The organism is Isosphaeraceae bacterium EP7, from assembly GCA_038400315.1.
Taxonomy (GTDB): domain Bacteria; phylum Planctomycetota; class Planctomycetia; order Isosphaerales; family Isosphaeraceae; genus EP7.
In genome coordinates this window covers 5,468,120-5,480,075 of sequence record CP151667.1, presented here as the reverse complement: position 1 = coordinate 5,480,075, position 11,956 = coordinate 5,468,120, and the positions used below count along the sequence as shown (strand labels likewise).

Genomic DNA, 11,956 nt, shown 5'->3' with positions numbered 1-11,956 from the left:
GAGTTTGTAGGGGCTGAACTCGACCGATCAATTTCCGATGGCGTCGGAGTCGACCGGGAGCTGCTTGATGACGGGGATCATGCTTCCGGCGGGCGAGAGGATCTTGGCCCAGACGGTGCCGTCGATTTTATCGTTCACGAACCTGACCGAGCCGTCACACATGACGACATTCACGCCGCCGGCATGATAGCTGGACGGATAAGGGAAACGGCCGTCGCTCGCAGTGAGTGACCCGTTGATATTTTCGAAGGTGCCCGCCTTGTTGGCCATCGACCAGGCGGGCCCATCGGTCTGGCCGCCGTTGCCGTCGACGTTCACGGAGAGGCCATAGGGGCTGGTATCGCACAGGCCATTCTGGCAGATCTTGCCCGACGCGATGAACATCATGTAGTTCGGGTGCGGGCTCGCCCAGCCCGAACTGATGCCGCCGGTCGAGCCGAGGACTTGAGAGGAATATCCGGCCGCCCGGTTTTCGGACGCCAGGACGGTCGTGGACGAGCCGTCCATGAAGCTGGTGGGACTCGAGCGGGCGTCCCAGGGGCAGCCGCCGGTATTGGAGCCGAGGAACATGACGCCGAGGCGCTCGGAGATCCCCTTCTGGCCCCACCAAGGGGTGGGCCCTGGGACGCCGTCGCCGAGCTGGCTGCCCGTCCAACCCGCAATCTGGTTCAAGCGAGGGGGCTTGTTGGGGTCGGGCGGAAGCGTGGATGGGTGGTGCCAGAGGGTAAATCCACCGTTGACGACGTAGGAGAGGTTCCCCTGGCCCAGAACGAGTGTGTCGTCATCGGGACACTGGAGGACCGAGATCGTCGTGCTCGAGACGATGGCATTCGAGGGCGACTGGACCGATGACAGCTCACGCATCGCGCCTTTGTCAAAGTAGAGGCGGTTGCGATTGAATGAGTTGTACAGTCCCTGCTCATCGAAGTACGGCAGGCAGTCGACGACCCAACTGAAGAGCGGGCCCTGGTCAACCTTGGTCGAGTTGCCACCGGTGGCCGATCCCCCGAAGTTCGATCCATACAAGGATCCTTCGATGTTGGAATGCTCGCCGATCACATCCGCTTCGCCGAACGTGCCGGCGTTGGGCAGATAGCCCTTGGCGTTCATGAAGCCAATCAGGCCGATGCCAACCTGGCGGATGTTGTTGGCGCACTGCGCCTTGCGGGCCGCCCTGCGTGACGACTGCACGGCGGGCAGGAGCAGGCCCATCAACACGCCGATGATGCTGATCACAACCAGCAACTCGATCAGCGTGAAACCGGGGCGACGACGACGCGTCATGGCTGGTCCTTCCGAGAGAGGTTGAAGACCAAGAGAACCGCGATTTTATTGGGCGGCAAGTCGAGTGGTCCTGAGCCCGAATTCCACCGTCGAGTTAGTTTTCCCTGTACGAGTGCGAGCGTCAATGGGTGCAAGCATTGACGCAAGGAACCCCGGCACGATCATGGAGATCGTGCCGGGGTTCTGAAGATCAATCGAGTTTAAATTTCATCCGGATCAGTTGCCGATGGCGTCGGCATCGACCGGGAGCTGCTTGATGACGGGGAGCTTGCTGCCGGCGGGCGAGAGGACCTTGGCCCAGACGCTGCCGTCGATGGTGTCATTGACGTAGCGAACCGAGCCGTCGCACATCACGACGTTCACGCCGCCAGAGTGATAGCTCGTGGGATAGGGGTAACGGCCGTCGGAGGCGGTCAGCGACCCGTTGATGTTCTCGTTCGTGCCCGACTTGTTGGCGAACGACCAGGCGGGCCCGTCCATCTGCTGGCCGCCGGTGCCCGTGTTGCTGGCCATGAGGCCCGAGGCCGTGAAGTCGCAGACGCCGCCGGGGCAAATCCTGCCCGACCCGATGAACGTGACATAGTTCGGGTGAGGGGTCGCCCAGTTCGAGGCCAGGGAGACGGTCGAGCCGAAGATCTGGGGTGAGTAACCGGCGGCGCGATTCTCGCTGGCCAGGACGGTCGTGCTCGTGCCGTCGATGATGCTGCTGGGAGTCGTGCGGACGTCCCAAGGGGCACGACCCGAGGACGAGCCGAGGAACATCACGCCCAGGCGTTCAGCAACACCCTTCTGGCCCCAGGTGGGAGCCGGGCCGGGCGAGCCATCGCCGAGCGCACCACCAACCCAGCCGACCGTGGCGTTGTCGGCGGCGGTGAAGGCGGCCGGATAGTGCCAGCGGGAGAAGCCGCCGTTGACCACGTAGGAGAGATTGCCCTGACCTTCGGCCAGCGTGTCGTCGTCGGGGCACTGAAGGATCTTGATCGCGGTGCTCGCCACCGTGAAGTTGGACGGGATCTGAACCGTGGAGCCCGTCTCCCGGACCAGGCCGGTGTCATAGTACAGGCGGCTACGATTGTAGGCGTTGTACATGTCCTGATTGTCGAGGTAAGGCAGGCAGTCCACCACCCAGCTATAGAGCGGGCCTTGGTCGACCTTCGTGGTGACGCCTGCGGAGGCGGTTCCAGCGAAGGAGGTGCCGAAGGCGGTGGCGGCGATGTTCGAGGTGGCTCCCGGGACGTCGGGCTCGCCGTAGGTGCCGGAGTTGGGCAGGTAATTCTTGGCGTTCATGAATCCGATCAGGCCGAGGCCGACCTGGCGGATGTTGTTGGCGCACTGCATCTTGCGGGCCGCCTTACGCGCCGCCTGCACGGCGGGCAGAAGCAGGCCCATCAGCACGCCGATGATGCTGATCACAACCAGCAATTCGATCAGCGTGAAACCGGGGCGACGACGACGCGTCATGACTGGTCCTTTCGGAAGAAATTCGGGGACCGTAATTCTTGGTATCTTATCGCGGGCGGGTGATGCCGGGCAAGGCTTGAGCATCGAAGTTGACGGGTCGCGCCGGGTTTGTTTTGTATTACGAACCCGGCGCGTGTTCGTGTCGCGGCCGACCTCATTCGATCCGGCGACGATAGGTGACAACGTCGCGGAAGTCTTGCGGGTTGCCAGGGTTGAACCCATTCAGCCTGGTTCGGTCCAGCACAAAGAACGAGCGGAATCGTCGGTTCCGACCCAATTCCAGGTCGATCTCCGGGCCAAGTTCGTCCGGCTGGGGCTGAGCGATGACGTCGGGGAGGTACGTGGGGTCCGGATTGATAAAAGTCGCATTCCCAGGCCGGACGACCTGGAAAAAGCCGACGGTAATCCAAACAGCGAATTGGTGCGTTCGGACTGTGGTCAGGTTCATCACCTTCTGGAGCATCTCGGTGCGGAAGTAAGGGTGCTGCCTGCGATCAGTCGGGTCCGAACCGCCGAGGAAGCGTGAGTTAAAGGTAGGTGTCTCGTACCTTCCCGAGGCGGTGAGATTAGCCAAGGGATTCGAAAGATTTGGATGCAGAATTGGCTGGTTGATCTCGGGCTGACCGTTATCGCCAAGTGCCGTCCAGATCTGCTTCGTGGCCGCGTTGCTGTTGTACATCGGCGGCCTGTTGGCAGGAAACTTATTCGTCGGAGGAGCGATCATGCCAGGGGGATTCGGAGCATCGGCGATTGCGAACAGACGACGCGTGGGAATTGGCGGAGGTTGAGGGACATTGTAAGGCGGCGTGGTCGTCACATTGACACTTGTAGTGATCGACGCACGCATAAAGTCTGCCCCTGTGCTTGGGACGATTGTTGTGATTGTCCCGAGGGGGTTGGTGGTGGCGTCCGCGACTAGACTCCCATTGCCATTCGGTACGACGGAGGTCGAAGTGGCCAAATCAGCGAGCATCCGATAGGCAGGAAATGAGGCTGCCGGGTTGGGCGGCAACACTGCTGGGGTGACCCATGGATTTTTCACCCCAGGGTCGCCCGTGTAATAGTTTGAGGCCGGTCCATCGACCTTGAAGTCGGGTTGAGTGTTCCCCTGGGCTGGCGTGGTGACGAGCGGAGCGGACAGGAGCGGAGGGACCTGAAGCGTTGCATCTAGAGATAGCAGATTCGGCGGCAGTGTTGCCGGGCGAAGGACCGTGTAATCGATGTCTGGATAGGAGAGGGAGCGGAATGGCCGCTCGGCGGCAACCCGAGAATTGGCCTCGACGATGCTGGGGGTCACGGTTTTCGTCGGGGCTGCACCCGAGCCCACGACCCCGGTCCCGAAGGCGAACAGGTAGCCCGAGCCCCCGTGTCGTAGCTTAAGGAAATCGGAGAATGCGGCCGTCATACCCATTTCTGGGCTATGCGGCAGGACGAGCGGGAGTAGTGGGACTAAGGTAGTCCCCTCTTTATGGTAGGAATCGTCATCATTGGGATAGACGAGATACTTGGACGTCATGGCAAAAGAGGCATTCGGGTAATTCAGGGCACTCCCGATCTGATTGACGACCCTCGGGGTAGTCCCATCGGCCGGGGCGAGCGCATTGCTCAGGTCGAGATTGGGGTTATCGAGGAGCCCAAGGAAGACCTCCTGGTCGATGATCAGATTCATGTTGAGCATGCCGGGCTTCAGGTCCTGGCGCGCCCAATCGAAATTCGCCCCATCTTGCACCAGCCCGATCGAGCCGAGCGCCGGACTCGGAACATCGAAGAATTCCAGCATCCTATGCCAACCCGCGGAAGTCCATCCCCCCTGCGTACCCGTGGTGCGGCGGGTGGTGCTAGCGTCAGTATTCACACCGGGATGGAAGGCGTCGGATGCGGCGGTGTAGAAGAATTTGTCGGATAAGTAGGGGAAAGTCAGGGCCACAATTTTGTCTGGATTCGTCGCATCGGCGAGTGTTGTCCTGGGGAACTGCTGTCCTGCGTCTAGTCCGACGGCGGGGATTGCCGTCGGCACGGGATCATTGCTGATTGAGTAGGCACCTACATTGAGCGCCGGGGGGGCGTTCTCAACAAACCTCTTGGTGAACAAGCCCGGCGGGGTCACCGGAACCATCAAGATCTCGGCAACGCTTTGGAAATCGCGGTCGAGGAACGTGAACCTCTCCCAGTTCGGGTCGGAAGGAATGTTGCCCGCCCCAAGCGTTGAGAGGATGAGCGGCGTATTAGGAGTCGTTGCAACATTTAGGGGGTTATCGGTGGAGGATCCGAGGACCTGCCTGATGGTCCCTCCTGTACTGCCAATGGGGCCTGTACGGGTGTCGCCGGTTCCGCTCGGGGAAGAGGTCTGCTCCGAGTATCCGTAGGCGTCCGAAGGGCTGAAGGGAGTCAGGCCGCTGGCGGCGGGAGTAGTCGCGGCCGTGGGACCGATGGGGCTGATCAAATGTCCGCCGCGGAAGGGCTGCAGCCTTTGAGTCGTCAGGGGCATCCCCGTGCCCATCGCAACGGGGTTTGCTCTACCGCCCGTGTCGGTGAACGCGAATCGAATGCAGTCTGCCACGACCTTCGCCGAGGTAGGATCGAAAGGGTTGGATGGTCGGAGGAGATAAAGCCACTTGAAGTTACGTTCTGCAGCGACCGGAACCGTCCGAAGTGTGGGGCCTGTGCCGGCGTCGACGAAATTGGCCGGATCGACGATGAGATCTAATTGCCTGAATAAATCTTGGTTCACGGTTGCCGCTGGCGCGGGCTGGAGGTAAGCATCGGGAGCAACTGCCGGCGTAGCATGCTCGACGGAGGCTGGATCAATCCGCGCACCGGTCGCGTCGAAAGGGTCTCGTCCAATGACGTAATAGTACCGGCCGGGGTTGTCGGCATTCAAAACCGGACTGGCCAGTGGTGGGATACTCTGGGCGAGCGGAGCCGCGGCCGTCGGACTACGGCTCAAGGACGAGAGCGGAACGCCTTGGATCTTGTTCGTGGCGAGCGCGGGGGCGAGAGGATCAATCGAGAGTTGGCCGTTGACCGGATTGGGGCGACCTGCCGGATTGTCGGGGAGGATCAGAAGTTCCCATCCCCTCAAGTCAGTGGAGGGAGTCAGGTCGGCAGAACCGGCGGGTTCCGTCTCGACGAGCGTGTTCACAACCTCGATGAACAGCCTGGTCATCGAGGTGGCAACACCAGAAGGTTTGCCTTCAAAGCGGTAGGCGAGCACCTCGTTGAGTGCAATCGGGTTGTACTCCATCCCGAACTGCTCAAAAATCCTTGTGCTGAAGACCGCTGGATCAATCACATCATTGATGAAGACCACACGGGGCGGGGAAATTGCCCTCGCATCGACGAGTTTCAGGTCGGGGTTGGCGAAGTGGGTGCAAGCGCCGTCGGTGTCCCTGAAGTCGACCAGATTGACGAGAAACTGGCTCAGCTCGGCCAGTTCTTCGGGGGTATCTACGGCCCTGGGCGGCAGGACCATCTTCATATACTTGTAGGTTTCGCCAATCCATTTCTTCCGGACCGGTTCATCGGGGTCGTTCGAGATTGGAAGGGGGAAGTTCAGGTTGATCTTCTTGTCTGCGTGGGCGACCGAAGGAGTTTCGGACGCCGGATAGACGCCGGATCCGTCGACCAGGTTGACCGGAGAAAGGGGGGTTTGGTAGCCACTGAAGTTGGCGACGCTGGCATTGGCGAAAGGCGCGAAGTGGGAATTATTGGGGAAAGCCGGGACCCCCATCGCACCGTGGAACGAGCTGACGGGATTGTCGGGTGACCAAGCGGCATTGGTCAATTCCCAGGAGTCGACCGAGAAAAGCCGGCGACGTGTGAGTCCGTCATCGGGATTGGTGAAACTGATAGGGGCAAGTTTCGCCAACCTGCTGGTGAGCGAACTGCCGTCCGTGTCATGCAGGCGGTAGAGCCATTCCAGGTCGCTCACGCTGTATGGGGAGTCCACGTTGGTGGGCAGATAGAGATTCATCTCGTCGGCTTCATCGCGGCCAAGGCTCCCCATCGGGTACTGGACGCTCGCCATCCTCAGACCGTCCGCGAGCGAACCCATGGGAGAATCGGTCGTCGACGGAGGGGGCACCGTGTAATTATCGGGATAAGTCCCGGTGCGCGTGGTAATCGTCTCGATGCTCGGCTCAGAACTGACGGATGAGATGCCGCGGAGACTGCCATAGTCGAGTAGTAGAGATTGAGAGAGATACGTGAGGGCTTGTGGCAGGCCAGCGTCGCCCTGGGCAGTCTGGATTGCGGTCGTATTGTCCTGAGGCATACGGCCCATCGAACGGCGATTGATGCCCCCGGGGATCCGCCTCGACTCAAAACCCCCGGTGACGTTAAGGTTCGTCGACCTTGCAGCAGTATTGGCGGGCCATCCGAGACCGTTGGTGGCGGTATCTGCCATATTGGTCAGGCCCGGGGGTGCAACCCAGGTGGAAAAACCATTCTGGATCTCATAACCCGGCAGGCCAGGGGGCCTGAAGTAATTGAAATACCCGACCCGACCGTAGGAATCCGCCCCCCAGTTCGCATCAGAACCGAGATCGGCCGCTGTAAGACCCACTTTCGCGGGCGAAGGAGAGTCATACCGAACGACACGACCGCTGCCGGAGACGTCGACAGGGGTGAGAAATCTTCGCATCCGCTCGGAGGCGAGAGTTAGCGAGCCCGAGTTGTCAAGGTGGTTGTAATACTCGGGCGTGCTCAAAGGGGGTGAGTTATTGGGGCCGCGTTGAAAATAAGGGTATGGATCCCAGGCGGTGTAATTGTCGTCGGTCGAGTCCGTGGCGTGTGGGGCGTCGGGTGAGGCCGATTTACCGGCCCGGACCGGGTTCATCCAATTCAGATGGTTGAGCGGGAAAGTCATTCCGGTGCCACCGGGCCAGGTCGCGCCGGCACGAGCCGGCGGGTAGATCCAATTGAGTACCGTGGCAGGAGTATTTGTTGGGATCGACGAGCCAGCCACCGAGATGACCCTGTTATGCAAGGCCGTGGGAATAAATCCCGCTTCGCCCCAACGACCGGGAACGGCGGGGGTGTTGATATTCACAATCCCAGCGCTGGTACCAATGCTGTCGTTGTTGTCGAAGAGTCCGTTTGGCATGGCGTAAGTGGCGCCATTGAAATAGACGAGATTCGCGTCACCATTCGCCGTGAAGTCGGTCGATTGAGGATCCTTCTGAGGCCTGGTTCCGGCGAGCAGATTACGGAGTTGTGTGAGCCAGACAGGGACGCCTCGATAATTCCGCCCTGGAACGATAGGCGGCGCAGGGAAGACAGGGAGCTGTAAAGGCAGATCGTTCGGGTCGAGTGCATTATCCGCCAACGAATATTTCATCGTCACAAGCGGGTCTGGGTCGTATGGGACTTGGAGGGCGAATTTCGGGTTGATCTCGCTCGGTGAGTAGCCCAAGTGTGACGCATGATCGAAGGTCGGGAGGTTGGCCGGATAACGGACCGGATTGGTGCCGGTCGGGGAGTCGTATGCGTTGGAGTCGCGAGCTTGCAGGTTGCCGACGGTATTGAGCGGCATTCGACCGTTGAGGCCGAGCACGAGGAACGCGAAAAGGGGCTTGGAGAGTCGTCCCGACAAGTCACGAGACGGCGGAAATCCCAGGTCGAGCCAGACGGAGTCCGTCGTGCCGTCGCCGTCGTTGTCAATGTCGTAAGTGATCTGGTTATTAGCGTCGGGATACAGGTTTCTCAAGCCGCTGCGCGGATGGTCGATCTGACGAGGCCGAAGAAATCTTGCGGCAGCCTCCACATCTCGCCGCATCCAGTCGTCGTTGAGCAGATTGCCAGGATTATCCACGCGGATAATGCCCGGGCGGTGGAAGGATGGGACCACAACCTTGCCATCGGCACTCTGGATGGCGAGAAACCAATTCTCGAGGTCGCAGGCGTCATAGTCTTCGTCGAGGCCGACGGCATCGGGGTTACCTCCGGCGTTGACGCCCGCATAAGTTCCCAGTGGCTTGAGAAGACCACCATTAATCCGGTAGTTAGGGTAGTACCCCGCGTTGATCTCAGTGATGCCGTCGGCAAGCGTCCGACTCAATGCACTGACACCTGGACCATTGAATGCGCGAATACGGCGGCCATCGAGTACAACTCGAGCGGCCGTGTTAACTGCGCCAGAAAGGTCTCTAGGTGAGCTTAGAAACGTGACACCAGGTGCAGGAGGGGCGAGAAGCGTCGGGGGAGTGGGCTGCGTGAGGCCGTTAGTGTTGTTGTTAAAGAGCGTTGTCGGGGGAACATTGTCCGCCCTATCGGCCCCCACATTCTGGCCGGGAGTCGGATGAGGGGTCGGGTGCGGAAGCGGCTTGCTGATCTGGTCATCTGAGACCGAGAGCGTCAAGATATGGTTCGCACCGGAGAGGATATCGTCCTCGAGGATCTCGAAGGTCTGGGCAGCGTAGGGACCTGTCGGATCCTGAATCCGTGCCGTCCACTGGGTGAAGTTCAGCCCATAGAGCTGGGGATAGGTATATCCAACCGGGATGTTCGTCTCGTACCGAATTTTGCCGGCCAGCGTGGGATGAGGCGAGCCGCCAGGGTGTGTCCCCACGCTCTGAAGTCTGATGAAATTTCCATTCGGTAGCGCCTCCAGATAATTCTTGTAGAGCGAATTATTAATACCATTCGCCATGACGGAGTCATTGCCGTACATGTCGCGGCCAAGACTATGTCCGCGCAGCGCAGAGAGCGGATTGTTTGTGTCGTTGATGAGCTGCGCCAGGGCGTAATCCATCATCTGCTCGGCATTAGCCGAGGCAACCCCCGCGGCAAAGTTGCGGGAGCCAACCTGAGCCTGGCCGGCAAATGCGGCGAAAGTTACGCCGATCAGGGCCATCAGGCCGAGCATTCCCAGGATCAGGATGAGCACCACGCCTCGACGGCGTCCGGCTGTTCGATTTCTTCGGGCGAGCATGATGATCCATCCCTCCTGAGCAGATGTGTTCCCGGCATATCAGGCGTCCGTTCGGGGGTTCTTCCCCCGGTCGCGGGCCGCCTCTTCGAGGGATCAAAGCTTGTCGGAGAAGTCTTGAGTGATAGTCAGAGACCGGACCTTCTCGTTCCGCGGGTCGACCAGGCGGACGTTGATTTGGATGCCACGTAGCGGCATTGGGTAAGGCGGCGGGAACGAAGGATAAGCGGGCCTGCTCATCGCTAGCGGCAGGCCATTCGTGAGAGGGGGGTTCCAGCCCTGGCCGAGGATATTCGTGGCAGGAGCCCTGGTGTAATCCGTCGACCAGCTATCCCAGACGCGCCTCATACGGATCACCCCGGGGGTATTGTCACCCAATGGGTGGACCAAGGATTGAGCGTCGTATCGGCCATCCTCCACAAGTGGCGGGATGCGACCTTCGTGTGCGAATGTGTGGTCCAGCGTTTTCCAGAGCCGGTTGTTCCAACTCATGCGGAATGGGGTGCGGTCGAGGAAATAATTAAGGGGAATTGCGGTGCTTGGAGCCGCGAGGTTCGGTAGGACGGACGGGTTGTAGGAGAAGTCATCCGCCGGCAAAATCGACTTATTTCCCCAACCTAAGTCCTGATAGCCGCCATAAGCATCGTCATAAGCTTTTACGTCAAAGCTGCGGACCCCGGTTAGGATCAGGTCGTCTTCCCAGACCATGTTAGGGTTGTAGCCGCTACTGGGTGAACCCGTGGGCCGGAATGGGGTCAGTGTACCCGAGCCGCTGAAGCCCGCATTGTCGGTAAACCCAGGGGGGGGACCCGCCGAAGTCGGGAGGAGATTGTTCGCCCAAATCGCGAATCCTGCCCCTTGTCCGGTATTGGTATTTGTCACCGTGGTGGTGTCGATCAACGGATTGACCGGGGGCAACATATTGTTCACCACCCAATTTGCCGTGGCCGACGTGAAGAGTGTCGAACCAATTTGCGGCTGCGGCTGAATACCCGAAGCCTGAATTCCATTGGTCGATGATGAATTGAGCCTGTAGACGGGATCGCCCCATTTCGGGCTCATCGTCTCACGCCAGGTCGGATATCCCCACCAGCTCTGATTGTCAATCGCGGGTGTCGTCGCGACCGTGATGAGATTGTCGCCGATCTCAAGCGGGCACTGATTGATCGTGTTGGCAACGATCGCGCTGCGAATCCAACCCATGACATCGGATGTCGTGCCGTTAGACCCTCGCGTTGGATCCGGCTTGGAGTATGAGGCGGGATAGATGTAGGGAAATGCGAAGATCGATTCATAATTCGGGGTTGCGCTGAAGTTAAAAAGTTGTGGGGCAGAAGGCGGTGTCCAATTTAGGAGGCCTGCAAGATTTGATTCCATCATTTTGGCATACATTGTCGGATAATAGTCGGGCAAGCCGTCGGCATTACCATCATCTGGAAGGCCATCCGGGATGGAACGAGCCGTTGCGAAAGATGTCGCATAATCATTGCTAAATCTCGGTCTGGCATATCGATTCTGGCGGTTCGTGAGATCTCCGAGCGTATTCAGGATGGGTGCTGGACTGCCATCAACCATCGAAGGGCGTGCCGAGACATCATTCAAGCCTTGCCAGCTCGAACCATTGGGGAGATTGAACTGACCTGACGTGAATTGATTGAATACGCTTCCGAGTGGTGGCTCGAGCCCCGCACCTTGTTTCTCGGGCACAATGAGTAAAACTCGGCGATAGAGATTGCCATTTCGGAGGAAATAGATAATTTCGGCGAAGTCACTACTAATCAACGTCGGCTGTGTCGTCGCGATCGAGAGAACGCCCGCATCAGTGGGCGAGATGAGTCCTGGTTTGATGAGGTACTTGACGTAAAACCGACCAGTAAATTTCTGGCCTTCTGGGGCCTTGGTGGTGAAGGAAAGTGTGTCGTCGCCATCCTCCCCCTGGGCGTCGGAGAAGCTGTTCTCGGCGTATTCGAAGTAGCCAAGATTCTTACTGGGGTCGAGCGGCGGGGTCATCCGGGCGGTCACGCCGGCGAGGTCTCGGCGGATGGTGGCGTCTAGGCCGCGGAGGCCCGAGTCGAGCTCGACGAAGACCCTCGAAGACGAGATGGCGCCCGTGGCCGAGGAGAAGATCGACACGAGGATCGACATCATCAGCACGACGAGCGCGACGACCACCATCATCTCGACGAGCGTCATGCCTCGTCGGGGTCGGCCACATCGAAGGTGACTGAGCGGGGAACGCATCGTGTTGACCTCGATTAGAGCCGCGGGCACCGCCCGGGGGAG

General features: G+C 59.8%; 4 protein-coding genes. All 4 read right to left on the bottom strand.

Annotated features, from left to right (window positions below; translation table 11 throughout):
• Nucleotides 1–27: 27 nt before the first annotated feature.
• Nucleotides 28–1,284, bottom strand: coding sequence for a DUF1559 family PulG-like putative transporter (locus EP7_RS21295; protein WP_463524157.1), 1,257 nt, complete (start codon nucleotides 1,282–1,284; stop codon nucleotides 28–30).
• Between the two features lie 216 nt (nucleotides 1,285–1,500).
• Nucleotides 1,501–2,745: a DUF1559 family PulG-like putative transporter gene (locus tag EP7_RS21290; RefSeq protein WP_463524156.1), complete on the bottom strand. Its 1,245-nt coding sequence runs from the start codon at nucleotides 2,743–2,745 to the stop codon at nucleotides 1,501–1,503.
• A 154-nt stretch (nucleotides 2,746–2,899) separates the two neighbouring features.
• The gene (locus EP7_RS21285) at nucleotides 2,900–9,676 is read right to left on the bottom strand and encodes a hypothetical protein (RefSeq protein WP_463524155.1); all 6,777 of its coding nucleotides are present in this window, start codon (nucleotides 9,674–9,676) and stop codon (nucleotides 2,900–2,902) included.
• Nucleotides 9,677–9,769: 93 nt separating this feature from the next.
• On the bottom strand, nucleotides 9,770–11,914 hold the full coding sequence (locus EP7_RS21280; protein ID WP_463524154.1) for a prepilin-type N-terminal cleavage/methylation domain-containing protein: 2,145 nt from the start codon (nucleotides 11,912–11,914) through the stop codon (nucleotides 9,770–9,772).
• Between the last annotated feature and the right edge of the window lie 42 nt (nucleotides 11,915–11,956).

What these genes read in the sequence shown, in the direction of transcription:
- EP7_RS21285 (WP_463524155.1), bottom strand. Translation starts at nt 9,676, where the DNA reads ATGCTCGCCCGAAGAAATCGAACAGCCGGACGCCGTCGAGGCGTGGTG.
- EP7_RS21290 (WP_463524156.1), bottom strand. Translation starts at nt 2,745, where the DNA reads ATGACGCGTCGTCGTCGCCCCGGTTTCACGCTGATCGAATTGCTGGTT.
- EP7_RS21295 (WP_463524157.1), bottom strand. Translation starts at nt 1,284, where the DNA reads ATGACGCGTCGTCGTCGCCCCGGTTTCACGCTGATCGAGTTGCTGGTT.
- EP7_RS21280 (WP_463524154.1), bottom strand. Translation starts at nt 11,914, where the DNA reads ATGCGTTCCCCGCTCAGTCACCTTCGATGTGGCCGACCCCGACGAGGC.